Genomic DNA, 25,026 nt, shown 5'->3' with positions numbered 1-25,026 from the left:
CCAATTGCGATATTGGAATGCTGCAATTTTCTCATGAACTCATGCCAAACACTGCAATACCAATAGCGATCTGGCCGCAATAGTTGCAGCAAGCACAACAAAAAAGGCAGATGCATGTTGCACCTGCCCTCCATGAAAACCCAATTGTAATGGGTATTTAGCTCACCTCATGCTTCAGCGCATTCCGCTCCAGCATAACGCCCTGTTTCTTGGTCTTCAAAATCTCCCGCGCTTTCTCAAACTTCGGGTCTTCCCAAAAGATCATGCAGCCGTTGCAGCCTCTGCCACAGCACCCATCAATCCCAAGACGAGGAGACTTTGGCGTCCGGTCCTGATTGCCATCGGCAATAGCATCAATCAGCTGGTCCCTAAGGCTCTCATACTTTCCCTGCTGGGCTTCAGTCGCCTCACCGCGCGCCTCAATGCGCTCAGCCGTACGGTCCAGCTTCAAGCGGCTCCACTGTTCTGGTGTCAGTGGCTTTTCCTTGCGCACCACAGTGTTGACCGGGAAACGCTCCTTGAAGGTCGAAACCTCTTCCTTGTCAAACAGGGAGAAAGGAATGCGGATGACAGGCTGCTTGCCTGCGTGAACTTCGCTGGTTACTGCGCCATCCTTGGAGTTTTCAAACTCGTAGATACGCAGCAGAATGCTGTCCTCAGACATTGGCTCAAGGAACTCAAGCACTTCGCCTGCAGTGATCTTGTTTTTCACCTTCATGTAGAAGGCATCATCCGTGACATCTTCAATCAGGCCTGCGAATTCCCACTCACCGATTGAATGGGTATCTTCATAATTGTGGGCGTAGTTGTTGAGGCGCCCATCATGGAACGCAGTGGTGTATCCCCGGTTGGCAACGGAATACATCTCGTCCATGTACTTTTGCGGGCGCCAGTTCTCCGGATCCGCATAGTAGTCATCAATCGCTTGCCGATAAGCACGCGTGACCACGGCCACGTAATACATGGACTTGTTGCGGCCCTCCACTTTCAGGGAGTCAACGCCGATCCGCAGAAAGTCATTGAGCTTCGGCATCAGGCAAAGATCCTTGGAATTCAGGATGTAAGACCCGCGCCCGTCTTCCATGATGGGCATCAACTCGCCCGGCCGACACCCTTCTTCCAGCAGAAATTCGAACATGCCGATGTTGTCTTCATTCAGCTCCAGCTCGTCGATGGTGCCATCCTTCATGCGCATGCGCACCTTGTAGTTCCAGCGGCACGAGTTGGCACAGTTCCCCTGGTTCGCGCCGCGCTCCGCCATGAAGTTGGAGAGCAGGCAACGCCCAGAATAGGTCATGCACATGGCCCCATGCACAAAAGCTTCCAAGCGAATATCCGGGCACTTTTCGCGGATTTCCTCCAGCTCGGGGAACGACACCTCACGCGCCAGCACCACCAGATCCGCGCCCTGTTCCTTCCAAAAATCAACGGAAAGCCAGGAACATACATTCGCCTGGGTGGAAATGTGCAGCGGGACATTGGGCAATTTCTTGCGCATGTACTGGAACACGCCCGGATCAGCGATGATCAAACCATCAGGATTGATGTCGCGAATGGTTTCGGCGTACTCGTCAAGCTTGGGAATGTCCTTGTTGTGCGAAAACAGGTTGAGCGTCAGGTACACCCGCTTGCCATGCTGGTGCGCAAACTCAATTCCCTCGACCACCTGTTCCAAGGTGAATTCGGCCTTGGTGCGCAACGACATGTCGGGCGTACCCAGATACACGGCATCGGCACCATAGAGGATGGCAATTTTCAGCTTCTGCAGATTGCCCGCAGGCATCAGGAGTTCAGATGTTCTCATTTGTCTGACCGGAGTTCGCTGTCGCCCAACAAGGCGGATCAAAATGCGGCCTTCAACCCAGATCGGGGCGGCCGCGACAGTAAAGGCTGGAGTGCTTTTAAGGTATTTTCGAGGGCATGAATACCCCCAAAACAAAGCCGCGGCTCAGCATCCTGAACCGCGGCCCATATTAACGAAGTCATTGCGTATAAATACTAATTCGCCATTTCCTCGGCGTCAGCAGATTGGCGCGCACCATCCTTGTAACGCGTCACTGCCTCTCCACCGTCGCCACGGCCGCTGAGCTGCTCTTCAAGCCAACCTACGAAGCGGCGGATCTTGGGCTCGCCGCCACGTTTCTCACGCCAGATCAGGCGATAACTCGAGAAGACGCTTTGATACTCAGGAAACAGTGGAACTAGTTTTCCGGCAGCTTCCGCATCGGCGCTGAGCAAGCTGGATTCCAGCGTGATCCCCAAGCCTTCGATGGCTGCATCAAGACTGAGCGCAGAGCTCTCAAAGCTCATCACCTCATTGGGCACAGGGTCTTCCACCCCTGCCGCCTCATACCAATCCTGCCATTTGATTGGGCAGTACCGACTTGAAATCGTTGGCACCTTCAACAAATCGGCCGGTTTTTTCGGATAGCCAATGGTATCCAGCAGCTCAGGTGAAATCAGCGGACGATACTTTTCTTTTCCGAGGGAAATGCCCTCAAAACCGTTGGGCACGTCAACGCCGCGAATAAACTCAAGATCAAATCTGCCGTCGTTTGAAACACCAGACACTTCCGTGCTGGTCAAGGTGACGGAGATCTCAGGGGTCTGGGTCGCGAACGACTTCAGACGCCCTAGCAGCCAGCGGCTTGTAAAACCCGATGGCCCGTGAATGGAGAGAAGGTCCTTGTTGCCCACGCTTTCAATTGTGCGTGTGGCGGCACTGATGCGGTCAAATGCTTCGGATATCTCTGCAAAATAGCGATAGGCCGCTGCAGTTGGAAAGACTGCCCGCGAACGACGAACGAAAAGCTCTAGACCAAGATGATCTTCAAGAGCTTTAAGACGATGACTGACTGCACTCGCTGTAATTGAAAGCTTTTGCGCAGCAGATACGAGGCTGCCCGTTTCCATTACAGCACGGAAGGCAACCAGAGCGTTTAGTGGAGGTAACCGACCCATGAAAAGCCTTGTTGTAGATAGTTACGAGAATACCGTTTTTTCTTTATTCAGCGAGAACTACCACAGTTGAAATATATTTTAAACACCCACTAAGGCTGCAAATACCACTCAGCAAGAATTTAGACATGACACAAACAAGTTTAAAGCACACGCTTAGATTATCGATAATGCAATATTCGATAAAAGTATTCCATAAATATTATTGATAGTACAATTGAGACAAAGCTACCAGATAGGATAAAATATCTTACTCTAGGTTATTTTAAATATACAATAACTGGGTAGACTACATTGACGCTATGGTCACCAAGCAAAAAGGGCCGCAACGGCCCTTTCTTTTGGTTGCAATAAGCAACTATATCTGTTGTCGACCTCAACAATTGCAGATTGCACACGCATACTGCGCAATTGATGAATCAAAGTGAGGTTAACGAATTATTACCTCCGGCCCCATCAATGCTGTGGGTAAAGCCGTGGATAGCCAAGGCACGTACGTCACAAGGATAAGGAACACAAGAAGAACAAGCACAAATGGCGCTGCGGCTTTAACCACTTGCAGCAGACTCATGCCCGTAATTCCCGAGGTGACAAACAGATTTAGCCCTATCGGAGGCGTGATCATTCCGATCTCCATATTCACGACCATGATGATGCCTAGATGAATTGGATCAACGCCAAGCTCGATTCCGATAGGAAATACAACTGGTGCAACGATTAACAAAAGGCCGGATGGTTCCATGAACTGACCGCCGATCAAAAGCATGATGTTGACCGCGATCAGGAATGTGAACCAGTTGAAGCCAGCATCAATCATCCAATCAGTAATAAGCTGAGGGATTCGCTCTGCCGTCAGCGTGTGCGCAAACAAGAGCGCGTTGACGATGATGAACATGAGCATCACGGTTGTTTTGGCCGAGTCGGTAAGCACCTTTTTGGTATCCCGATGGAACAGCGCTGGCACAAAGCGGCTGCCGATCATCCAGAGATTGCGAAGCACACTGCCCCCCAAACTCTCCCCGGGACGACGCCATGGCACCTCCGTCAACGGCCCCATGTCCCGATAGACAAACAGCGCGATAAAGGCTGCATAGACCGCCGCAACTGCCGCGGCCTCGGTGGGCGTGAAGATGCCGCCATAAATCCCGCCGAGAATAATCACGATCAGGAACATGCCAAAAGCAGCCTCGGAGAAGGTGGACCACAGGACGCGCAGGCTTGGAAAAGGCTGAGCTGGCAAGTTGCGCCTGCGGGCGATGAAGTAAATCGCGCCCATCAGCATCAGACCCGCTACAAGGCCCGGCACGACGCCGGCCAGAAACATGCGCCCAACAGAAACGTTGGTAGCTGCTGCATACACCACCATAACAATCGAGGGTGGAATGAGAATGCCGAGCGTACCGGCATTGGCGATCACCCCGGCAGCGAACTCCTTGCTGTAGCCCGCCTTGCGCATTGCGGCGATGGCGATGGTGCCGATGGCAACCACCGTTGCGGGCGACGAACCAGAGAGCGCCGCAAAAATCATGCAGGCAAAGACACCGGCAATGGCAAGCCCCCCTCTGAAGGAGCCAACGGTTGCAACGGCGAAGTTCACGATACGGCGTGCCACCCCGCCCGTCGACATGAAGCTGGAGGCGAGAATGAAGAACGGGATCGCCAGCAGCGTGAAGTTCTGCGAGGCGGTAAACAGCTGAACGGCAACGGAACTCATGGAGTCATGCGAGAACAGCGCGATGTAAAGCACTGCGGATAGTCCCAGTGCGATGGCAATCGGTGCACCAATCAGGAGCAGGCCGAAAACCATGAGAAAAAGAACTGCGGTTTCCATGGGCCTTAATCCTTCAGCACGTCTTTGTTTTCTTCCACCAACTCTTCGGCCTCATGCGCCGCGATCATGGCTTCTCTCTTGCCAATCAGGATGAGCCAAAACATCTGCAAGGCGCGAAAACCAAGCAGCGCAAGCCCGAAGGGAAGAATGGTGTAAGGCATCCAGCGCGGCACACGCTCACGCACGTCAAAGGTTTCTTGCACCCACAAAGGCCACTTCAGATCTTCCATGCCGATGGGAAGCTGATAAAAGCGCGCCACATAAGGCAGTGCGCCACCGCTGGCGCCGCGGTTCTCAAGGCCCAACAACACCCCGAACCATGTGGCATCGATTAAAAGCGCAGCATAAAGAACCGTAGCCGCAGCCCCCAAGAGCGCGAACACGCGGAAAATCGGCTTGGGAAACAGTCGGATGAAGGCATCTACCCCCAAGTGGGCACCGATCTTGATGCCATAACTCATTCCAAACAGGATCAGCCAGGCAAACAAAACACGGGTGAACTCCAGTGCCGCACCCCAACCGGAGTTAAAGCCATAACGGGCGACCACCTGAGAGAAGGTAACAAGGGTCATGGTCGCCAGAATGAGAGCAATGATGTTCTCTTCCAGCGAGTTGACGAAGTTTTTCATACGAGACAAGGCGCAGCCCCCCAAAGGCATGCAAAATGACATCAGGAAAACGGATGTTTCCCGGTCCAACCTGTCTGCCCAACGCCACCAGCGCAGGGCAGACAGTCAGCATGATTAGTTGGAAGCGTTTGAGGCGACCGCCGCATCGATTACATCCTGACCGATGTCATCCGCGAACTTGGCCCAAACCGGTGTCATGACATCAACCCACGCCTGACGTTGCTCCGGTGTCAGCTGACGCACTTCCGTGCCAGCACTAATGATGTTCTGCTTGTTCTCTTCGTTGATCTGGGTCGCACGGCTGTTGTACTCATCCGTCACCTCGGTGAAGATCGCGAGGAACTGATCGCGCACATCAGGGTCAAGGCTGTCCAGCCACTCCTGAGAGGTCAGCGCAAGATAGGTCAGAAGCTGGTGGTTAGTCTCCGTGATGCCGTCCTGAACCTCGAAGAACTTCTGGGTATAGATATTGGACCAGGTGTTCTCCTGACCGTCTACGACACCGGTTTGAAGCGCGCCGTAAACCTCTTTGAACGCCAGTTTTTGAGCATTGGCATTCATCGCTTCAATCATGGCGACCGCCACATCAGAAGTCTGAACACGGAACTTCAGCCCATCAGCGTCTGATGGCTCCAGCAGCGGTCTGTTGGCAGAAAAGTGCTTCAGACCGTTGAAAATATAGCCAAGCCCCACGAAGCCCACGTCAGACATGGCACCCAGCAGCTCCTGCCCCTTTTCGCCCTTAGTGAAACGGGTCACGGCATCCATGTCGGAGAACAAGAACGGCAGGTCGAAAACACGGTACTTGAGTGTGTAGGCTTCAAACTTGGAAAGCGACGGGGCAGCAATCTGCACATCCCCCAAAAGCAGCGCTTCCATCACCTTGTCATCATCAAACAGCTGAGAGGATGGGAACACCTGCATACAGGCCTTGCCATCCATTTCAGTGTTGATGCGGTCCGCCAGAGCGGCAGCCATCTCTCCCTTTGGGTGCCCCTGCGCTGCCACAACGTGGCTGAACTTGATCACGACTTCGCCGTCATCACACCCTGCAGACGCAAAGGCTGGCGCGGACAGGAACAGTGAGGCAGCGGCGGCGGCCAAATACAATTTCTTCATGATATCCTCCCTAATGAATGGCTTCCCGGCCATCATAAGCGTTACTACGCAAGCACTGTGCCAGACTACGCAGTTTCACAAATCCGCAGGATTTCATTGGAATTGGAGAAGATACAAATTACTTTTGGGTCGAGTTCGTAACATGCTTGGGTTCCATGTAACGTTTTCGACACATCACAAGCGGCGCGCTGCCGCTGCTCAGTCCGGTCCGCCGCTCAGGTCGTACTTTTTCATCTTTTCATAAAGCGCCTTGCGCGACACCTTGAGCGCTTCATAGGTAGGCTTTATCCGTCCCTCGTTACGGCGCAATTCCTGCTCAATCTGATCACGCTCAAACGCCGCAACGCGGTCAGACAGGCTTTCCTCACCTGCTGGTGCCGCAGAACCCGCATCGCCAGTCGTCGCCATCAGGCCCAACACGAAACGGTCTGCCACGTTTCGCAATTCCCGCACATTGCCCGGCCACTCATGGCGCATCAGCTCGGCCAAGAACGGCTGCGTGATTTCAGGAACTTCCTGGCGATAGCGCGCCCGCGCGCCGCGAGCCAGATAGTGAAACAGGATCGGAATGTCGTCTAGGCGCTCACGCAATGGAGGAATGGCAATGGTAATCACGTTGAGGCGATAAAACAGGTCTTTACGGAAGCGCCCTTCATTGCTGGCCGCTTCCAGATCCTCCTTCGTGGCCGCCACAAACCGCAGGTCCAACGGTATGGCCTTGTTCGAACCCACACGTTCGATGCTCCGGGTTTCAAACACACGCAGCAGCTTCACTTGAAGGTCCAGCGGCATGGACTCGATTTCATCCAGAAAGACCGTTCCGCCATTGGCATGTTCCAGCTTGCCAATGCGCTGTCCACTCGCGCCCGTAAAGGCCCCGCGCTCATGGCCAAACAACTCGGATTCAATGATCTCGGCAGGCAAGGCCCCGCAATTAAGCGCCACAAACGGCCCCTCCTTTCGGCGGCCTTCCTCATGCAGGGCGCGGGCAACCACTTCCTTCCCGGACCCCGTCTCACCGTGAATGAGAACATCGGCATCCGTGCCTGCAAGCGCCCGCACCGTATTGCGCAGCCGCTCAATTGCTGCCGACTTGCCGACTATGCGTTGCTCCAGCCCGGAAAGATCGCCCAGTTCCGCACGCAGAACACGGTTTTCGAGCGTTAGCCGCCGCTTTTCGACGGCTCGTTCCAGCACCGCTGTCAAGCCAGAGATCGGAAACGGCTTCTCCATGAAGTCATAGGCACCAGCGCGCATGGCTTCCACTGCGAGCGGCACATCCCCATGCCCGGTAATCAGCACCACAGGCAGCGCGCTGTCGATCTCGAATGCCGCGCGCATCAGGTCAAAGCCAGTCATGCCGGGCATGCGAATATCGCTCACAAGAACACCGTGAAACTCGTGATTGATGTGCTCTAGTGCCTCCCGCCCCTCGGAAAACTGCAGCACCGAGTAGTCGGCGAGTTCCAGCCCTTGCGCGACCGCTTCACGCATATCCGCATCGTCATCAACCAGAAGAATTGTCGGGTTCGTTTTGGCCATTCCTCAGGCTTCCATCGTTGCGTCGGCGAGCTGCAAACTCATGATAAAACATGCGCCCCCCAAAGACGAAGGCTCATAGCTCAACGTACCGCCAACATCTCTCATGATCTTGTAGGCAATGGAAAGGCCAAGCCCCAGCCCCTGCCCGACATCCTTGGTGGTGAAAAATGGATCAAAAATCTGCTTGGCAACCTCTGGGTCGATGCCCGGACCATTGTCTTCCACCCGTATCTGTACCAGCCCCTCTTGCTCCAAAACCTGCAGGCGCAGCCGTGGCTGTGGCGCGTCCTTCATGGCATCCAGTGCATTGCCGATGAGGTTCATCAGCACTTGAGCAAGGCGAACCTGTCCGCCCTGAACCAACAGGCCTGCAGGGCCTTTGTCCACTTCCAGCGCCACGCCCATCAGCTTGCAGCGATGCCCGGAGAGCATCAGCACTTCATCAAGGATCGGCGCAACCGCGACCCGTTCGATGGTTGTTCCAGCTTTTCGCGTAAACCCCTTCAGGGTCTGGCTGATCGCAGCCATGCGTTTGACCATGGCAACGATCTTGTCGAGATTGCCCAGCGCCTTGTCAGCCTTGTCAGAGCTGATCAAGGTTCGGGCGTTGTCTGCATGCATTTGGATGGCACCAAGAGGCTGATTGAATTCATGAGAGAGCGCGGCCGACATCTCTCCCAGTGTGGCCAACTTGGCCGACTGAACCAGACCGGCCTGTGCCTGTTGCAACTCACGTTCCGCCGCTTCGCGCTCGACGATCTCAGCAGCAAGTCGCGCATTGGCCTCCGAGAGTTCGCGGGTCCGCTCGCGGACACGCACCTCCAACTGCTCGGCATTTGCGCGCTGTTCTTCGTGGCGGGCAAGCAACCGGCGGCGGCGGTCAAGGGCAATCCAGATCATTCCCGCAGCAACGACACACAAAAGCACAGCCACAATGGTGGCTCTCATCGCTTGCTCACGCACACTGGACATGTCGTAGAACACAGCAACGCGCCATCCCAGCACAGGCAGGTCCTGTTTGATCATCAAGAACGGTTCGGTCGAAAACGGTGTTGGCAAGCGCACAAGCGAGTTTCCGTCAATGGTCTCTTCGCGCTGAAGAACGCGAATGGGATCCCCCTCATCCTCATACCAATCCCGTGCGGCGCGCAGCGGCAAGTTGCGCCAATCAGGTACATTGCTGGCAACCACACGGCCCTGGGCATCAACCGCCAGCAGCCCTGCGGTGCTGAGCGCCCACGACTGTTCCACTTCCGCCAGCTCAACCCGCACGCCGATAAAGCCCACAAGATGATGATCATAACGCGCTGCAGAAACAAACAGATAGCTGGCCGACAACCCATCCCCGGATGTCAAGAGAGCACGGCCCAAGCGCCCATCACGCGCCATGGCGATGGCAGAGCGCACCTCTGCCCGGTTCACCGTTTGCTGCGCCACAGGAAGTGCCAAGTTGGAAGCAATCAGATTTCCCCCATGATCGAGCAACCACGCTTCTCGCGCGCCGGACATACCAGCAACGGCCTTCATTTCAGAGGCACCGTCTTCAGCGTTTCGCGTAGCAATCATTTCGATCATGTCCGCCCGCCGCGCCAACAGAGCGGGAAGCAAGCGGTATTTATCCAGGTGCCGCTCAAGCGTAGCCGATTGCACCGCAAGTGTGGCCTCGGCGCGGGTCTTGACCTCCTCGAAGTAGAGACGCTCACTCACCCGCATAGTGCCCCACGCAGCGCCGATCACAAACAGGATCAGCACCACAGCCACAAGGCCAACGATGCCATCATTTTCGGTTCTGCTTGGGGTCAAGGGCCAAAGGCCCCACATGCCGCTAATGGTCGTCCTCCTTGCCAAATCGCAGAAGTGTCAGTCTGCGACAGCAGGAAGCGGCTGATCAAGTGCCACACTCTTAACCAATAGGTAGAGGGGCATCCCTTCTTTGAGTTGAAGATCGGCAGCGGCCAGCCGAGTAATCCGGGCGCGGATGAACTGCGCCCCCACACGGCACAACACTTCCACAAAAGGACCGGATGGAGCACTCAACCGCTCAACCGTTGCACCAACAACATTGCGAAGCGAAATTCCAACTGGGCGCTGCCTTGCGAGGATCACGTCCTTGGCCCGAATGTGCAATCGCACCTGAGATTGAACGACAGCCCGACTGAGCGGCACCAGCAGCTCCTGACCTTCCACGGCCACATGCGTGACACCCCACTCCGCGTCATGCTTCACGACCAGCCCGAGCACAAGAGAACCTGCATCCGGTCCCTCAGACAGACCTGGCACATCAAGACGGTTCACAAGTTCGGCTACTGGGCCGGCAGCCGTTACCTTTCCGGCGTTCAGTATCACCATGTCATCGGCGATCTGCTCGATCTCTCCAAGCGCGTGAGAAACATAGAGCATGGGAATGCCGATGCGCTCTTTCAGCGCCAACAGAAACGGCAGGATCTCTGCTTTGCGAGCCGCGTCCAATGAAGCCAGCGGCTCGTCCATGATAAGCAGCTTTGGCCCAGCCAGCAGGGCCCGCCCAATGGCAACACGCTGCTTCTCGCCCCCTGAAAGGTTTGCGGTGCGCCGCTTGAGCAAAGGCGCCAGCCCCAACAACTCCACGACGTGAGCAAAGGACAAAGAGCCTTTGCGCCCCCCGGCCCACACCCCATAGCGCAGGTTGCTGGCGACGTTCATGTGCGGGAACAACCGCGCCTCCTGAAACACGACGCCAAGGTCGCGCTTGTGAGCGGGCAAATTGACACCGGCTACACTGTCAAACAGCACTGTGTTGCCTATGGCAATGCGCCCGTTCTCAGGGGCGTGCAGCCCGCATATCATGCGGATCAACGTTGTCTTGCCGCAGCCTGACGGACCGAAAACAGCGGTCACCGGGCCACCGCTATCAAACGCGATTTCCGTTTGAAACGTGTCGGCCTGCCCTTTGACATTCACGTGGATCATGCCCGCCCCCTGACCCGCGCTTCGATGGAGCGCGCCAAGAGTTCGGAAAGGCCCAGCGCAACGAAAGAGATCAGCAGCGAGATCGCAGCGAGGCGCAACACGGCCGCGTCGCCGTCCACACTTTGCAGCTCGGTATAAAGCGCCAGGGACAAGGTGCGCGTCTCGCCCGGAATGTTGGACACAAAAGTAATCGTTGCTCCGAACTCTCCCATGGCCTTGGCAAAGCCGAGAATGGTCCCGCCCAAAATGCCGGGAAGTGCCAGCGGCAGCGTGACGATGGCAAAGGTCTTCAGCCGAGATGTACCCAAAGAGCGCGCCGCTTCTTCCAACAGGGGATCTGCGGCGTCGAACGCCAACTTGATGGGGCGCAGCAACAGGGGAAAGGCCATCACGCCGGCAGCAAGGGCAGCGCCGGTCCATTGAAAGGCAAAACCAACCCCGAGCGACTCAGAAAAGAACTGACCAAGCGGGCCGGTGCGCCCGAACCCAAGCAGCAGCACATAGCCGGTCACAACCGGCGGCAGCACCAATGGCAGATAGATCAGAACATTAAGGATGAGCTTTCCGGGAAAGTTCCAGCGGGACAGAGCGTAGGCCAGAAAAACCGCAAGTGGCACCCCAAAGGCCATGGCAGTGCCCGCCACCTGTAAAGAAAGCACAAGTGCGCTCCACTCAGCATTGCTGAGAACGTCAGTCACGACCGCTTACCTTAAAGCCATGGCGTGCAAACACCGCCCGCCCTTCAGGGCTTTGCAGAAAGCTGAAGAACGCCCGCGCCGGATCACTGGCGTCCTGCGTGAGCGCACCGGAGATTGCAACCGGCGCATGCGAGTCCTTGGGAATCTTTGAGACCACCGCAACGCGCTCTTCAATCTTGGCATCGGTTGCATAAACAAGTCCGAGAGGAACTTCGCCGCGCGCAACCGCAGCAAGGGTGACACGCACATGCTCCATAGGTGCCAAGTGTTCCTGAACAACCTCCCACAGCCCGAGGCTTTCGAGAGCCTGCTTCCCATAGCGCCCAGCCGGTACGTTTTCAGGTTCAGCAATCGCAAGACGGCCGTCCATCAAACGTGCCCGCAAGGCCTCATCTGTCAGAGGTAGCGGCTCCGCAGCGTAGGATGGGGCAACAATAACCAGAGAGTTGGAGGCCAAAGTCACGGTGCTTTGAACATCAATGGCTTTGTGTGATGCAAGGTAAGCCATCCAATCAATGTCGGCCAGCACCACGATATCCGCAGGAGCCCCCTGCTCCACCTGCCTTGCAACACTGGCCGAGCCCGCAAACGAAAACACCAGCTCAGTGTCAGACGCGTCTGTAAATGCCTCGCCAGCGTCTTCCAGCACATTCTTCAAACTGGCTGCCGCCATAACCAGCACAGCCTTTGCCTGAACAGCCCCGGCAAAAACAAACAGCACAAACACAACCATCACTGCGCGCAGCACGCTCAGCATCGCTCACCTCTTCCACGGCACGGGATTTGTTTACAAGCTCCGATGCTTACTACCATATGTCCTAAATGGTTCGTCTTCCAATGGGTCAAAAGACAAAAAAGCCTGCCCAATGGACGCTCCAAGGGCAGGCTTTGAAATCGACAAATTCATTAAGGCGCGTCAGGCGCGATGGGCAGCCGCCGCAAAACAGCCACGCCGTGCGTAGTGAAGCTGAACATAGTTAACTTCGGGGTTGGCGAAGAACCGCTCAAGCATTGGTTTCACTTCTTCCCCCTCAGCGATGTCCGCTTCGATCATCATGTGTGCCTTGTCGAAGCCGCGCAGGGACAACAGACGAGACGAAAGAGACAGGGGGATGGTGCCTATGTACGGCGGCGCCTCAGGCGCATTCTCCCGCACGAAAATCGCGTGAGAAGCTCGATAGGGTGTTTCGTGCGGCTGATAGGTATAGTTCAGCAAGAACACCCGTTCACCCACTTCCGCATCAGCCAAGGAGACCCGACAAGGAAAGCCGGGTTTGGCATCGGCCTCGTAAACCACCACGTTGCGGGCAGCAAGTGCCTCTGCACCCAACCCGTTCAACTCGGAAAACTCTTCGGAATTCAATCCGGTAATAACAAAAGACATAGGTCCCTCCTCGTGTAGGGGGCAACCTATGTCCAAAGATCCGCCTCAACCACCCGATATGCGAGTGGAACGAGGATTAACTCTGCGCTTCCACCACGGCTTTCTCAAGCTCTGCGGTTAATGCTGGCTCAAGACCCAAACGTGCTGCCAGCATTTGCAGGTAGGCCTGCTCTGCCGGATGGTCTGGTTCGATGGTCAAGCGCGAAGCCGTGTAAAGCTCCATGGCGAGTTCAGGCGTTGTTGCCGCATTCACCACCTTGTCGATGTCGAGCGGCGCACGCAGTTCATCCATGATGAAGGCTTTTTCTTCCATACCCAGACCGAGGCGATCGATCTGTTCGAAGATGTGTGCTTGCTCTTGCGCATCCACATGACCGTCTGCCTTGGCGGCCTGGATCATCGCAATCAGAACGTTGAGCGCCATCTGGTTTTCGCCGCCCGGTGCGGCTGCTGGCTCAAAAGACGTGCCAGAAAGGTCTGGCAGCGCGGCTGCATTGCCAGCAGAGCTCGGGCCCGCGCTTGGCGGTGTTGGGGCTGGGCCGCCTTGCGATGTGCCCTGATTGCTCTGCCAGTTGGTGTAGGCCTTGTAAGCAAGCCCGCCCACCAGCGCGAGACCGCCATAGGTAACAGCCTTCTTGCCCAGCTTGCGGCCCTTCTTTGAGCCAAGCAACAAACCTGCAAGACCGCCTGCAAGCGCTCCACCGGCAAGGCCACCTGCATTATTTTTCAAATAGTTTTGGCCCTGCTGCATGGCACCGCCAGCACCGCCACTTTGTGCGTTCTGTCCGCCACCGAGTGCGCCTGAACCCAGAAACTGATCAACAAGCTGCTTTGGATCAAACATCTGCTCACCTGACCTCTTTAGAAACTCTCATGATACAGAAATGGGAACCAGATCCGCAGAAACAAGGCATTGTTACACTTTGCCAAGAGGCAACTGGTTCTCATCCTTGATGGTTTCCATTGCAATCGAGCTGCGCACATTCTCGACGGCCTGATGCGGAAGCAAGTCATTGTTGATGAACTTTGAGAGGCCTTTCAGATCGGGCACGCACACCTTCAACAGGTAGTCCATGTCCCCCGTCATGGTGTAGGCCTCCTGCACACAATCTAGCGACCGGGTGAGCTCGTGAAACCTGACAGAGTTCTCGTTGTTGTGCGTGTCCAACGTAACGCCCACAAACGCAATCACCCCAAATCCCAGATGATCCGGTGATAGATCCGCTCGGTAGCGACGGATTACACCGGCAGTCTCCAACCTTTGCCGTCGGCGCGAGACCTGCGAGGCACTGAGGTGGATCAGGGTACCGATTTCCTGATTGGTGCGTGACGCGTCCTCTTGAAGACTTGCAAGAATTTTCAAGTCGAACGGGTCCAGATCGACGGTAGATGCCATTGCTTCCCTCCCAAGCGCACATTTCGTGCATTCATTGGCGCTTACATACGCAAAAACGCAAGGACGTCGCAACAGATATTTCACATACTCATACGTAATAGAACAGACAAGGAGACTTCCATGGGACCATTTCCGCACGACGCTCCCCCAGCCCGGATTTCCGAGGAAAACCCTGCAGGAACCGACGGCTTTGAGTTTGTAGAGTTCTCACATCCGGAGCCGGAGAAACTGGATGTGCTGTTCCGCAAGATGGGCTACACGCCCGTTGCAAAACACCGGACCAAGGACATCACCGTCTACCGTCAGGGCGACATCAACTACATCCTGAACGCAGAACCAAACAGCTTTGCCAGCCGGTTTGTGGAGGCTCACGGCCCATGCGCGCCGTCCATGGCGTGGCGCGTCGTTGATGCAAAGCACGCTTTTGACCATGCCGTCGCCAAAGGTGCAGAACCTTATGAAGGGTCAGACAAGACCCTCGACGCACCCGCTATTGTCGGGATTGGCGGTTCGCTGCTCTACTTCATCGACAAGTATGGCGACAACGGCTCAGCTTATGCGGCGGAGTTCGATTGGATTGACGAGGTCGACCCAAAACCGCAGGGCGTTGGCTTTTACTACCTCGATCACCTGACACACAACGTGTATCGCGGCAACATGGACAAGTGGTGGGATTTCTACCGTGACCTGTTCAGCTTCAAGCAAATCCACTTCTTCGACATCGACGGTCGCATCACGGGCCTTGTCAGCCGCGCGATCACCTCTCCTTGCGGCAAGATCCGGATTCCACTGAACGAGTCCAAGGACGACACCAGCCAGATTGAAGAGTACTTGAAGAAGTACAAGGGCGAAGGCATTCAGCACATCGCCGTTGGCAGTGACGAAATCTACGGCTCCACCGATAAGCTGGCCGACAATGGCTTGCGGTTCATGCCGGGCCCGCCAGACACCTATTACGAACGCAGCCATGAGCGCGTAAAGGGTCACGACGAGCCAATTGAACGGATGAAAAAGCACGGCATCCTGATTGATGGCGAAGGCGTTATTGACGGCGGCATGACCAAGATCTTGTTGCAGATCTTCTCCAAGACAGTCATCGGGCCAATCTTTTTTGAGTTCATTCAACGCAAAGGCGATGAAGGCTTCGGAGAGGGTAACTTCCGTGCATTGTTTGAGAGCATTGAAGAAGACCAGATCCGGCGCGGCGTCTTGAACACTGACGCCGCTCAATAGGAGATTGTTGTGTCCCAACAAAAGACGGCGGGTGCGAAACCCGCCGTTTTTTAGTTAACTTGCCTTCTTCGCGTAGGAGGCAAACTCCCGCTGCAAATCCTTCAAAATGGTATCAGCCCAGGTATGTGCATCTTCTTTGCAGATGCGCTCATACATGGCCTCCCACCGTTCCCGTCGCTCTTCCATCGGCATGGTAAGCGCTGTTTGCAGCGCTGCCGCCACCTCTTCCGCAGAGTGCGGGTTCACGATCAGTGCTTCCTTCATGCGCTCAGCGGCCCCTGCAAAGCGGGAGAGCACCAAGACACCCGGATCTTCCGGACGCTGCGCAGCCACATATTCTTTGGCCACGAGATTCATGCCATCCCGAAGCGGTGTCACCAGCCCCACCATGCTGCCACGATAAATACCAGCCAAGGCCTTCCGGTTGAATGACCGCGTCAGAAAGCGGATTGGCGTCCAATCCAGGTCAGCAAACCGGCCATTGATGTGGCCGGTCAAATGCTCCAGCTCCATGCGAATATCGACGTAGCTGTTCACCTCTGAACGAGACGGAGGGGCCACCTGCATCATGCTGACTTGCCCGCGGTTCTCCGGGTAATCCTCAAGCAATCGCTCGAAGGCTTTCAGGCGCTCCGGCAACCCCTTGGAATAGTCGATGCGGTCTACGCCGATAATCTGCTGCCGCCCGATCAGCAGTTTTTCCAGACGCGCCATATGACGGCGCGCATCCTGCGAATGCACATACTGTGAGAACCCCTCCGCATCGATACCAATTGGGTAGGCACGCGCAATAACCTCGCGGCCCACGGCACACACACGATCCTCCCCAAGGTCTTCACCCTGTAGCTCTTCCACCACGAAGCGTCGAAAGTTGGCTGCATCGCGCTCCGTCTGAAACCCAATGAGATCATAGGCCAGCATGCGGCGCACCAGGGATTCGGCATTCGGCAACGCCGCCAGAATTTCCGGCGACGGGAATGGGATGTGCAAGAAAAATGCAATGGAGTTCTCGACATCCATGGCGCGCAACTGTGCTGCAAGGCCGAAGAAATGATAGTCGTGAACCCAGACAACATCACCCGGCTGGATGCTGGGGCGCAGACGGGCGGCGAAGCGTTCGTTCACCCGCCGGTAGCCTTCTTCATAGCGGCGGTCAAACTCCGCCAGATCAAGACGATAGTGAAGAACCGGCCACAGCGTTCGGTTCGCGTAGCCGATGTAGAACTCGTCATAGTCCTGCTGGGTCATGTCGATTTGCTGCATGAGCACCTTGCGGTGCTTTTCTTCACGCATCAAACCGAAGGTCCCCTCTTCAGAGACTTGCCCTGTCCAACCAAACCAGATGCCACCGGTTTTGCGCAGGGTATCAACGAGAGCTACAGCTAAGCCGCCCGCCTTGCCGCTATCCTTTAGGGGACCAACTCTGTTGGATACGACAACCAGACGGCTCATGCTACTTCCTCCAATATCTACATTTGAAACAATGCCCTCTAGGTTACCTTATCCCACGGCGCTGACAACCGTACTGCACCATTGATGATACCAACCATCGAATATGTCTGCGGGAAATTGCCCCAAAGCTCGCCAGTCTTGGGCGATGTGTCCTCTGACAAAAGGCCAACGTGATTGCGGCAGGAGAGCAGCTCCTCATAAATCTCGCGCGCTTCGTCCCCCCGGCCAATGCGAGCAAGCGCATCAATGTACCAGAACGTACAGATGTTGAAGGCATTCTCCGGCTCACCGAAATCATCGGCCTGATGATAGCGGAACAGGTGATTACCCCGGCGCAGCTGCTCGCCAATCTTGTCCACGGTGGCGATGAAGCGCGGATCGTTCGCAGGCAGGAAGCCCACTTCCGCCATCAGAAGAAGGCTCGCATCCATATCCTTTCCGCCAAAGCTTTCGGTGAAAGCGCCGACCTCTTCGTTCCAGCCCTTTTCACAAATGGTCGCGTGAATGACGTCCGCCCGGTCCTGCCAGAACCCAGCGCGGTCATCGAGCCCAAAGTGATCGGCAATCTTGGCGAGGCGGTCGCAAGCTGCCCAACACATCAGCGAGGACGATGTGTGAACCCGCGCACGGGTGCGCAACTCCCAGATGCCTGCATCTGGCTCATTGTAGAGTGTGAAGGCGCGCTCACCGGCTTTCTCAAGACGCTGAAAGTCATCCAGGCCCGGCTGGCGCAGCAGACGCTTGTCAAAAAACGCCTGAGACGCACCCAGAACAATGTTGCCGTAGACATCATGCTGGAAGTGTTCGTAGGCCTGATTGCCAACACGCACAGGCTCGTTTCCACGATAGCCCGGCAAATCGACAAAGCTCTCAACCAGATGCGCTTCCTGCCCAATGCCATAGAGCGGCTGAACATGCCCGCCGTCTGCCATACTCATGATGTTGTTGAGATACCGCAGATAATTCTCCATGGTCTCCATTTCGGAGAGGGAGTTCAGCGCCCGCACCACGAAGAACGCGTCCCGCAGCCAGCAATAGCGATAGTCCCAGTTCCGCACCGTGTTGTGCGCTTCCGGAATTGAGGTGGTCGCCGCCGCGATGATTGCGCCGGTCTCCTCATAGGTGCAAATCTTGAGCGTGATCGCAGCGCGGATCACTGCTTCCTGATACTCAAGAGGCAGACCCAGTCGGCGTGACCAGATACGCCAATACTTCTCGGTTTCCTCTTCAAAGTCGCGGCAGATCTTCCCCGGGCTCTCAGTCAGGCTTTCATCTGGCCCGAAGTAGAATGCCAGAGGTCCATCCAGCAGGAACGGGGTTTCTTCCCGAACGTAGGTAATCGATGCATCTGTCGTCAGGCGCAGGGCCAGCCCATTGCCGATAAAGCGCACGTGATTGGACCCGAACGTAATTTCCGGATCACGCTGCCCCCAGTCAAACCGCGGGCGCAGTTTCACCGCAATACGCGGGTGGCCCAGAATTGGCCGCACCCGGCGCGCAATCGCGTTCGGTCGGAACATGCGTCCCTTGCGGTTGAAGCGCGGCGCAAAGTCGGTGATCTCGATGCCATTGCCGTCATCATCGTAGAGGCGCGTTTTCACAATCGCTGTGTTGTCGACATACTCTTGTTCCGAGCGCACAGCCCCGACCAGCTCAATGGTGAATGCACCATCGCCTTCTTCGCCGCGGGTACCCAGCAACGAATGAAACACAGGATCGCCATCAAACCGCGGGAGACAGCACCAAACCACGCGCCCCATGGTGTCGATCAGACCGGCATATGAGCAGTTGCCGATCATCGCCATATTCAGGCTTGGTTCGGAAAGCGGAACGACAGGAAATGACCTTGGCTGCTTGTCGCTCATGAAAAGTCCTCTCACTCAAGGGGCATCGGATCTCGGTGCCCTGGCGTTTAAGTAATCTCGATTGGTGTTGTCTCTGACAGCCAGGCATGAACCGACGCCACATCTGGCAGTCGAAAAAAGGCCTGGCTCTCTTGCGTGCCAACCTTGATGCCGTAGCCCCCAACAGACTGAACCGCTGCAATACCGTCTTCATCGGTGGTGTCATCGCCGATAAAGACCGGCAAGCGGCCCTTGAAGTCCGCCTGATCCAAAAAGCGGCGCACCGCCGTTCCCTTGTCTTCTGCTGTTGGCTTTGCCTCAACCACCATGTTGCCTTTCACGGTGTGCAGGCTGGGGAACCGGGCCGTCATTTCATCAACACGCGCGCGTACATCCGTTTCACGGTGCGGCGCAGCACGGTAGTGCACGCATAGCGCACTGCCCTTGTCTTCAAGCGTCACCCCCTCGGTCAGGATGCCGGAGAGCTGAATGTCTTGGCGAAGTTCTGCAATGCCGGGCCATACTTTCACGGCATCAAGCTCAGCCCCTAGGCTCATTCGGCGCTGCAATCCATGGAGCCCCGCAGCGGGCAGCACAAGGGGATGCAAAAAGCGGTCAATATCGCGAACATCACGACCGGTCACAACGGCCAGAGCGCCGTTCAACAGCGCCTGCACATTGGCAATAGTCTCAACAAGTGTATGGGCGACAGAAATGGAGCCGGGTGTCGAGGCGATCTCAACGAGAGTGCCGTCGAAGTCAAGAAACAGGGCCATTTCTCTGGATAGATGTGGCGGCTTTGTCATGGGAAAACTATGAGCGCTTTTCTTGGCATGTTCTAGAGTAAATACCTAGTCCAATTAATAAACTGGCACGACGATATAAAGGATCTGCAACGGATCTCTTTTTCGAGCACGCAAAATTGTGCATCTTTTAAAAGGGGAATCTAACCCCTTTTTGCCTCCCCATAGGTCCTGATCATCACCCCCTCTCCCAAAACAGGCGATGACTACACTCAATACAGTAGGCCTGATGATGAAACGATCAATGGCGAGGGGAAATGGCAGGCAAACGGTTTTCAACCGATTTATACTTTTTTCGGCTACGCAGTTTTGCAGAGATTCTCGATGGATGGAATTTCGTTGGCTATGACAGCGTTAAACCGTCCGCTCCACCAACGCTGCCGTACCCAGACCACCGGCAGCCGCAATCATTGCCAGCCCGCGGGCGCCCTGTGGGGCTGTCTTCAGTTCGTGGAACAACCTCACCATCAAAATTGCGCCCGAAGCCCCGATGGGATGTCCCCGTGCGAGGCTGCCACCGCCTCTGTTGAGAGCCACCGGCGGGAAACCAAAGGGCTGAAGACAAGCAATGGCCTGCGCTGCATAAGCTTCCATCACCTCGACGGCATGCAACGCTTCAGGCATTTGCCCAACGCGGCTCAACACCGCCTGTGCCGCCGCAACAGGAGCAATTCCGGGGTTCTCTGAGGCTCCGCCCTTGCGCGCCCCCGCAACGAGCCGCAAACCGCCCGTTCCATACAGCTCAGAGTTGGCCACAACGAGTGCTGCCGCGCCATCAGCTTCAACAGACGTGGTTGCCGATGTAATCACGCCGCTCCCCTCATGCGCCAGAACGGGTGCCCGCTCCGCCACGCGCAGCTTCAATGCGCGGCTAAATCCATCCCGCAGCGGATCAGCTTCACATACGGGCACAAGCTCATGACGAAACCGACCAGAGGTGAGTGCATCCAGCGCCTTTTGGTGGCTTTCAACTGCATAAGCGCTCTGCTGCGCTGGAGAAATACCGGCGGCATCTGCAAGACGTGCATTCGCCATCGCCATGTCAGGATCTCGCTCTGGCCATGGGCTGAAAGGGGGGCGCTCGTAAAAGGTGATTTCGCCGCCATCCTCACGTGCTTGGTGCGCCCGAAGGGGGCGCTGGCTATAGCTCTCCGCCCCGCCGCACACGACAACATTGGCCTGCCCACTTTCAATCAGGGCTATAGCCTGAAGCACGCTTTCAAGGCCGGAGCAGCACTGGCTGTCCAGCGTGGTCGCGGCAACATCCTCGGGGATCCCGGCCGCCAGAGCACAGAGCCGCGCCGGATTGCCACCACCATAAATGCCATTGCCCAGAAGAACCGCATCTACTTCATGGGGGGAAATGCCCGCGTCATACAGCGCCGCACGGCCCACGGGGGCCCAAAGCTCCCAAAGTTTGAGCGCTTTATAGGCACCTCCCCGCGGCTGCACAGAGGATCGACGCGCTGAAAGAACAACTGCCGTTCCCATTGGCCCTGCCTCAGGTCTGTTCATCTATAAAGCGATCAATTGCTTTATAGTCCATCTTGCCGCTTGGCGTAAGCGGCAGAGGCTCTTTGTGGATCAGCAACTGACGCGGTGCCTTGACGGGCCCCAGCTCCTTCCTACAGCTCTTCAGGATGAAGTCGGAGATGTCATCCTCTGCATGGTCACAAAGATGAGCAACCAGAACCGGCACCCAGCCACGCTTTGCGTCCACCTTCGCGCCAACTGCACAATCAAGAACTTCAGGTATCCGCAGCACCACCTGCTCAATCTCTGCAGGATACACATTCACGCCTGAAGTAATGATCATCCGGTTCTCACGGCCCGTCACATACAGATAGCCGCTAGCGTCAAAGTACCCCAGATCGCCGACGCAAATGAACTCGCCCTCACGCAGCAACTGATCCTTCGCTGCACCAACGTAGTCTTGGAAGTTCTGCGGCCCTGCCACCCAAAGGCGGCCAACCTCACCCGCTGCCAGATGGGTTCCATCCGCGGCGCGCACATCCACGATAACGCCAGGCACCGGCTTGCCCACGCTTCCTGTCGGCAGCACCTCGCCCGGACGCCGCATGCTGATGAAGCTCGTCTCAGAAGCACCATAGAATGTCAGGATATGAGCATTCGGAAACATCGGCTTCACTGTAGCAGCCATGTCCTCCGTCCACTCGGCCCCACCCACAAGGATGGTCCGAACGCACGGATACCTCTCTTGACCGGCCAGCTTCTTGAGAGTGAGAAGCTGCGTTGGTGTCGCATAGGCGAACGTGCAGCGCCCCTGCCTGAGCATCTCCAGACTACGGCGCGGGTGAAAGGCAGACTGAGCGTAGACCGACGCACCGGCGTGCAAAGCGTGCACCGCCCCGAACAGATGCAGGGAATGAGCCAATGGACCCGGTATCAGCACCCGGTCCGTTTCGTTAAACCCAAGCAGCTCTTCAATGATTTGAAAGCTATGCAGCCATGATCCGTGGCTGCGCATGTAGCCTTTGGCAACACCGGTGGTGCCAGAGGTAAAGCCGATGTAAAAGCTATCCTCCAGGCTCGGTCGATCTGCCGAACGGTCCCTCGAGCTGCTGAAAACCGCCAGTGGGCCCCGTTCCCCGTGCGATGCCTCACGGCAGATGAAATCATCATCGAGAAGCAGGGCACTGGCAGCGGCAAGCGTGTTGGCTGTCTTCGCATCGAGGTTGGATCGTGGATCAAGCACCGCAGCCGTGCGCCTAATTCCCGCTACAGCGAAAAAGCCCGCCAACAGAGCGTCTGCACGGTGACAGTCCAGAGCAATGCGGTCACCGGCCACGCTACGCTTCCTCAGCTCAACCTTCAGCTGGCAGACCCAATCTGTGAAATCGCGGTTGGACCACACTCGGTCGTCACAGTGCAGAGCCAGCGCATCAGGGCGCTGGCGGGATCTTTCTTTCAAGAAGGAGCCAATGTAACTCATGAGCGTGAATGCAACGCGGAAGGCATACCACGGGCAACTGTTTGTGCCACAACAGCGGCAATTGCGGCTTTCACCAGATCACCCGGCAAGTAAACCGCACTTCCCAACGCCGCTTTGTCCAACGGCAAACCGGCCATGACGCTCAGCCCTGGAATGCCAAGCGCATAGACAACACCAATCCCACCGACAATTGACGCAATCGCAGCGCTTACAAGCACACTCTGGTTCTTCATCAGCTGCATTATGTAGCCAGTGGTGATCGCACCAAAGAACCAGCCGATCAGGAAACCGGCGGACGGCCCCATGAACACACCAAGACCGCCACGCCCACCGGCCAAAAGCGGAAGACCCAGTGCCGTGAGGAACAGCACTAGGAGCACAGCAAGCCCGCCACGGAGCGGGCCGAGCATCACGCCAGCGAGCATCACGCCGAGTGTTTGCGCAGTAATGGGAACACCGCTGACGAATGGAATCGCCACGGCCGGCAACAATCCGAGTGCAGCAATCAAAGCTGCGTAAAATGCAATTTGGACAAGCGCCTTATCCTGACCCATTCTCTACCCCCATTTGTTCAAGAAGCCGAAGCAAAACAGACTTCATTTTCACCAACCATGGCCAAGACCCTCAATCCACAGAGGCACCTCGGCCAAAGTTTCAATTATCGCGACGCCGTGTTTTCATAGCCGTCGGCACCGCCTCGAGCCGTAAGGGCCTCGGCAACCTCGTCTGCAAGTTTCAATGCGTGAATGACAAACGGTGCCAGCAACCTCATGCTGCTCCCCTTCCCGGTGCGCGCACGATAGGCCTCCTGCAAACTCATGAAGACGGCCATCAGCATAGGGACAAATCGGATTACCAAGGCGACGGCAAGGGCGATCTTCTTTGATGTGACGCCGAAGACAGATAGCGGCCTGAACAGAGGCTCAATCGCATCCATCAGATCGTCCATTTTAGTCGTGATGCTCAGAAAATTCGCGAGCAGCACCAAAGTAACCAGACGCAAGCTGATGACGATCCCGTCTTCCCAGCTCGTAAAAGCCAAATGGATCAAAAAGATAAACGATAGCATCCATAGGAGGTTCTTGAGAACCTTCAGCGCCTTCAGACCCTTCTTGCCAAGAGAACCATAAAACCCCAGCACGGCAGCAAGTCCAATCGCTTGCTGCCACCATTGATCAAGGGGAAACAGTAGAAGCGTTATCAGGCACAAGAACACCAACTTCACTGCGGCAGGTAACCGATGCGCCCAACTGGGACCGGAGATGTAGAGTGACACCATGATCAGAGTGCCTCCGCCAGCAGGCTTCGGCGCGCGGCTTCTTCAAGTTCCCCTTCCAGGTAACCTGCAATAATATCTGCCGGTTTGCCCTGGTCCTTCAGCTGACCACCTTCGATCAGGAGTACTTCATCAAAGGTTGAGAGCGCGTCCAACTCATGGCTGACGAATATTATCTGCTGCTCAAGCGCGTCAATTTTATTCAGCAAGATCCGGCGCGTAACATGATCGAGGCTAGAAAACGGCTCATCAAGCAACAGTACCTTTGGTTCCATTATGAGGATCGCCAATATGCATACCAGCTGCTTCTGTCCCTCGGACAGCTGATGAACGGGCTCTTCAGCAAAACGGCCACACCCATGATCATTCAAATAGGCAAGCGCTTGAGCTGAAGCTGACCTCTTGTCGGCTCCAAGCTGTCTCAGGCCAAACCCAAGCTCTTCGGCAGCCGTCGGAAAAATAAGCTGATGATCGGGGTTTTGAAAAACAAACCCTGCTGTTCGGCTCAACTCCTTTGGCCTAGCGTGGGATATGCCATGAACACTCAAAGAACCTGCGGCCAGAGGCAACAAGCCATTCAGAGCGCGAAGCAGGGAACTCTTGCCTGACCCATTGCGGCCAATGATCCCAACACGCTTCGAGTTGAGCGTAGCCGTGACATCCCTCACAACCAGCTGATCACCGCGCTCTATTGAAACGCCTGTCAAATGAATGCCTTGGAGATCCAAAAGCGGGCCCTGCTTCATTAATTTACGTTGGGGATTGCCTAATGCGGCGAGGCTGCAAAGTCAAATGAGCATTGCTCATGTGTTCGATACATGGCAGCGCCACGGCGCGTTTTTGCCTTTGTGCGTTTGTTCTGGGCGCGGCATGCATGGTTGGTTGGGTGTTTTGGAATGCAAAAAGCCCCCGCGCATTATGCGTCGAGGGCTTTTGGTATTGATTGTTCTGTTTGATGC

The 25,026-nt window shown here is 56.0% G+C and carries 23 protein-coding genes; 1 reads left to right on the top strand and 22 read right to left on the bottom strand.

What is annotated here, in order from left to right; all coding sequences use genetic code 11:
- Positions 1–157 precede the first annotated feature (157 nt).
- The 13 genes from PUV47_RS17460 to PUV47_RS17400 all read right to left on the bottom strand — a co-directional run bounded on the left by PUV47_RS17460 (position 158) and on the right by PUV47_RS17400 (position 14,506).
- A complete protein-coding gene (locus tag PUV47_RS17460; RefSeq protein WP_274219882.1) occupies positions 158–1,804 on the bottom strand; it encodes a U32 family peptidase in 1,647 nt (548 codons plus the stop codon).
- Positions 1,805–1,998: 194 nt separating this feature from the next.
- Positions 1,999–2,961, bottom strand: a complete 963-nt coding sequence (locus tag PUV47_RS17455; protein WP_274219881.1) for a LysR substrate-binding domain-containing protein — start codon at positions 2,959–2,961, stop codon at positions 1,999–2,001.
- Positions 2,962–3,388: 427 nt separating this feature from the next.
- A complete protein-coding gene (locus tag PUV47_RS17450; RefSeq protein ID WP_274219880.1) occupies positions 3,389–4,789 on the bottom strand; it encodes a TRAP transporter large permease in 1,401 nt (466 codons plus the stop codon).
- Positions 4,790–4,794: 5 nt separating this feature from the next.
- Positions 4,795–5,418 carry a TRAP transporter small permease gene (locus PUV47_RS17445; protein WP_274220113.1) on the bottom strand — a complete coding sequence of 208 codons (624 nt, stop codon included), beginning with the start codon at positions 5,416–5,418 and terminating at the stop codon, positions 4,795–4,797.
- A gap of 114 nt (positions 5,419–5,532) precedes the next feature.
- On the bottom strand, positions 5,533–6,537 hold the full coding sequence (locus PUV47_RS17440) for a DctP family TRAP transporter solute-binding subunit (RefSeq protein WP_274219879.1): 1,005 nt from the start codon (positions 6,535–6,537) through the stop codon (positions 5,533–5,535).
- 198 nt (positions 6,538–6,735) lie between these two features.
- Positions 6,736–8,079 carry a sigma-54-dependent transcriptional regulator gene (locus tag PUV47_RS17435; protein ID WP_274219878.1) on the bottom strand — a complete coding sequence of 448 codons (1,344 nt, stop codon included), beginning with the start codon at positions 8,077–8,079 and terminating at the stop codon, positions 6,736–6,738.
- Between the two features lie 3 nt (positions 8,080–8,082).
- The gene (locus PUV47_RS17430) at positions 8,083–9,882 is read right to left on the bottom strand and encodes a sensor histidine kinase (protein ID WP_274219877.1); all 1,800 of its coding nucleotides are present in this window, start codon (positions 9,880–9,882) and stop codon (positions 8,083–8,085) included.
- Between the two features lie 57 nt (positions 9,883–9,939).
- The gene (modC, locus tag PUV47_RS17425) at positions 9,940–11,028 is read right to left on the bottom strand and encodes a molybdenum ABC transporter ATP-binding protein (protein WP_274219876.1); all 1,089 of its coding nucleotides are present in this window, start codon (positions 11,026–11,028) and stop codon (positions 9,940–9,942) included.
- Positions 11,025–11,726 (bottom strand): molybdate ABC transporter permease subunit, encoded by a 702-nt coding sequence (gene modB, locus PUV47_RS17420; RefSeq protein WP_274219875.1) that lies wholly within the window; start codon positions 11,724–11,726, stop codon positions 11,025–11,027. Before modB ends, modC begins: the two co-directional genes overlap by 4 nt.
- The gene (gene modA, locus PUV47_RS17415; RefSeq protein WP_274219874.1) at positions 11,719–12,483 is read right to left on the bottom strand and encodes a molybdate ABC transporter substrate-binding protein; all 765 of its coding nucleotides are present in this window, start codon (positions 12,481–12,483) and stop codon (positions 11,719–11,721) included. Before modA ends, modB begins: the two co-directional genes overlap by 8 nt.
- 159 nt (positions 12,484–12,642) lie before the next feature.
- Positions 12,643–13,110 carry a DUF1203 domain-containing protein gene (locus tag PUV47_RS17410; RefSeq protein ID WP_274219873.1) on the bottom strand — a complete coding sequence of 156 codons (468 nt, stop codon included), beginning with the start codon at positions 13,108–13,110 and terminating at the stop codon, positions 12,643–12,645.
- A gap of 76 nt (positions 13,111–13,186) precedes the next feature.
- Positions 13,187–13,954 (bottom strand): tellurite resistance TerB family protein, encoded by a 768-nt coding sequence (locus tag PUV47_RS17405; protein ID WP_274219872.1) that lies wholly within the window; start codon positions 13,952–13,954, stop codon positions 13,187–13,189.
- A 72-nt stretch (positions 13,955–14,026) separates the two neighbouring features.
- The gene (locus PUV47_RS17400) at positions 14,027–14,506 is read right to left on the bottom strand and encodes an Lrp/AsnC family transcriptional regulator (RefSeq protein WP_274219871.1); all 480 of its coding nucleotides are present in this window, start codon (positions 14,504–14,506) and stop codon (positions 14,027–14,029) included.
- A gap of 120 nt (positions 14,507–14,626) precedes the next feature.
- On the opposite strand from PUV47_RS17400, the gene hppD reads away from it, so the two are divergent.
- Entirely contained in the window at positions 14,627–15,739 is a 1,113-nt protein-coding gene (gene hppD, locus PUV47_RS17395; protein ID WP_274219870.1) for a 4-hydroxyphenylpyruvate dioxygenase, read from the top strand.
- 54 nt (positions 15,740–15,793) lie between these two features.
- On the opposite strand, the gene otsA is transcribed toward hppD, so the two are convergent.
- The 9 genes from otsA to PUV47_RS17350 all read right to left on the bottom strand — a co-directional run.
- Positions 15,794–17,191, bottom strand: coding sequence for an alpha,alpha-trehalose-phosphate synthase (UDP-forming) (gene otsA, locus PUV47_RS17390; RefSeq protein ID WP_274219869.1), 1,398 nt, complete (start codon positions 17,189–17,191; stop codon positions 15,794–15,796).
- Between the two features lie 38 nt (positions 17,192–17,229).
- Positions 17,230–19,056, bottom strand: a complete 1,827-nt coding sequence (locus PUV47_RS17385; RefSeq protein WP_274219868.1) for a glycoside hydrolase family 15 protein — start codon at positions 19,054–19,056, stop codon at positions 17,230–17,232.
- A gap of 47 nt (positions 19,057–19,103) precedes the next feature.
- Entirely contained in the window at positions 19,104–19,811 is a 708-nt protein-coding gene (otsB, locus tag PUV47_RS17380; protein WP_274219867.1) for a trehalose-phosphatase, read from the bottom strand.
- Positions 19,812–20,192: 381 nt separating this feature from the next.
- On the bottom strand, positions 20,193–21,329 hold the full coding sequence (locus PUV47_RS17375; protein ID WP_274219866.1) for a thiolase family protein: 1,137 nt from the start codon (positions 21,327–21,329) through the stop codon (positions 20,193–20,195).
- Between the two features lie 10 nt (positions 21,330–21,339).
- On the bottom strand, positions 21,340–22,791 hold the full coding sequence (locus PUV47_RS17370; protein WP_274219865.1) for a class I adenylate-forming enzyme family protein: 1,452 nt from the start codon (positions 22,789–22,791) through the stop codon (positions 21,340–21,342).
- Positions 22,788–23,345, bottom strand: coding sequence for a biotin transporter BioY (locus PUV47_RS17365; RefSeq protein WP_274219864.1), 558 nt, complete (start codon positions 23,343–23,345; stop codon positions 22,788–22,790). The genes PUV47_RS17370 and PUV47_RS17365 overlap by 4 nt, the downstream gene beginning before the upstream one ends.
- A gap of 104 nt (positions 23,346–23,449) precedes the next feature.
- Positions 23,450–24,070: an energy-coupling factor transporter transmembrane component T family protein gene (locus PUV47_RS17360; RefSeq protein ID WP_274219863.1), complete on the bottom strand. Its 621-nt coding sequence runs from the start codon at positions 24,068–24,070 to the stop codon at positions 23,450–23,452.
- Positions 24,071–24,072: 2 nt separating this feature from the next.
- The gene (locus PUV47_RS17355) at positions 24,073–24,813 is read right to left on the bottom strand and encodes an energy-coupling factor ABC transporter ATP-binding protein (protein ID WP_274219862.1); all 741 of its coding nucleotides are present in this window, start codon (positions 24,811–24,813) and stop codon (positions 24,073–24,075) included.
- A 4-nt stretch (positions 24,814–24,817) separates the two neighbouring features.
- Positions 24,818–25,026, bottom strand: a 209-nt coding sequence (locus PUV47_RS17350) for a hypothetical protein (protein ID WP_274219861.1), incomplete at its 5' end; no start/stop codon positions are given.

This window comes from Pseudovibrio exalbescens, assembly GCF_028737195.1.
In the GTDB taxonomy this organism is placed as follows: Bacteria; Pseudomonadota; Alphaproteobacteria; order Rhizobiales; family Stappiaceae; genus Pseudovibrio; species Pseudovibrio zosterae.
This window is presented reverse-complemented; position numbering and strand designations above follow the sequence as displayed.

Excerpts from the sequence above, each read along its gene's own strand:
- PUV47_RS17355 (WP_274219862.1), bottom strand. The coding sequence starts at position 24,813 with ATGAAGCAGGGCCCGCTTTTGGATCTCCAAGGCATTCATTTGACAGGC.
- modC (WP_274219876.1), bottom strand. The coding sequence starts at position 11,028 with ATGATCCACGTGAATGTCAAAGGGCAGGCCGACACGTTTCAAACGGAA.
- PUV47_RS17455 (WP_274219881.1), bottom strand. The coding sequence starts at position 2,961 with ATGGGTCGGTTACCTCCACTAAACGCTCTGGTTGCCTTCCGTGCTGTA.
- PUV47_RS17370 (WP_274219865.1), bottom strand. The coding sequence starts at position 22,791 with ATGAGTTACATTGGCTCCTTCTTGAAAGAAAGATCCCGCCAGCGCCCT.
- PUV47_RS17360 (WP_274219863.1), bottom strand. The coding sequence starts at position 24,070 with ATGGTGTCACTCTACATCTCCGGTCCCAGTTGGGCGCATCGGTTACCT.
- PUV47_RS17365 (WP_274219864.1), bottom strand. The coding sequence starts at position 23,345 with ATGGGTCAGGATAAGGCGCTTGTCCAAATTGCATTTTACGCAGCTTTG.
- PUV47_RS17450 (WP_274219880.1), bottom strand. The coding sequence starts at position 4,789 with ATGGAAACCGCAGTTCTTTTTCTCATGGTTTTCGGCCTGCTCCTGATT.
- hppD (WP_274219870.1), top strand. The coding sequence starts at position 14,627 with ATGGGACCATTTCCGCACGACGCTCCCCCAGCCCGGATTTCCGAGGAA.
- PUV47_RS17440 (WP_274219879.1), bottom strand. The coding sequence starts at position 6,537 with ATGAAGAAATTGTATTTGGCCGCCGCCGCTGCCTCACTGTTCCTGTCC.
- PUV47_RS17435 (WP_274219878.1), bottom strand. The coding sequence starts at position 8,079 with ATGGCCAAAACGAACCCGACAATTCTTCTGGTTGATGACGATGCGGAT.
- modA (WP_274219874.1), bottom strand. The coding sequence starts at position 12,483 with ATGCTGAGCGTGCTGCGCGCAGTGATGGTTGTGTTTGTGCTGTTTGTT.
- PUV47_RS17375 (WP_274219866.1), bottom strand. The coding sequence starts at position 21,329 with ATGGGAACGGCAGTTGTTCTTTCAGCGCGTCGATCCTCTGTGCAGCCG.
- PUV47_RS17400 (WP_274219871.1), bottom strand. The coding sequence starts at position 14,506 with ATGGCATCTACCGTCGATCTGGACCCGTTCGACTTGAAAATTCTTGCA.
- PUV47_RS17460 (WP_274219882.1), bottom strand. The coding sequence starts at position 1,804 with ATGAGAACATCTGAACTCCTGATGCCTGCGGGCAATCTGCAGAAGCTG.
- otsA (WP_274219869.1), bottom strand. The coding sequence starts at position 17,191 with ATGAGCCGTCTGGTTGTCGTATCCAACAGAGTTGGTCCCCTAAAGGAT.
- PUV47_RS17405 (WP_274219872.1), bottom strand. The coding sequence starts at position 13,954 with ATGTTTGATCCAAAGCAGCTTGTTGATCAGTTTCTGGGTTCAGGCGCA.
- PUV47_RS17385 (WP_274219868.1), bottom strand. The coding sequence starts at position 19,056 with ATGAGCGACAAGCAGCCAAGGTCATTTCCTGTCGTTCCGCTTTCCGAA.
- otsB (WP_274219867.1), bottom strand. The coding sequence starts at position 19,811 with ATGGCCCTGTTTCTTGACTTCGACGGCACTCTCGTTGAGATCGCCTCG.
- PUV47_RS17445 (WP_274220113.1), bottom strand. The coding sequence starts at position 5,418 with ATGAAAAACTTCGTCAACTCGCTGGAAGAGAACATCATTGCTCTCATT.
- PUV47_RS17410 (WP_274219873.1), bottom strand. The coding sequence starts at position 13,110 with ATGTCTTTTGTTATTACCGGATTGAATTCCGAAGAGTTTTCCGAGTTG.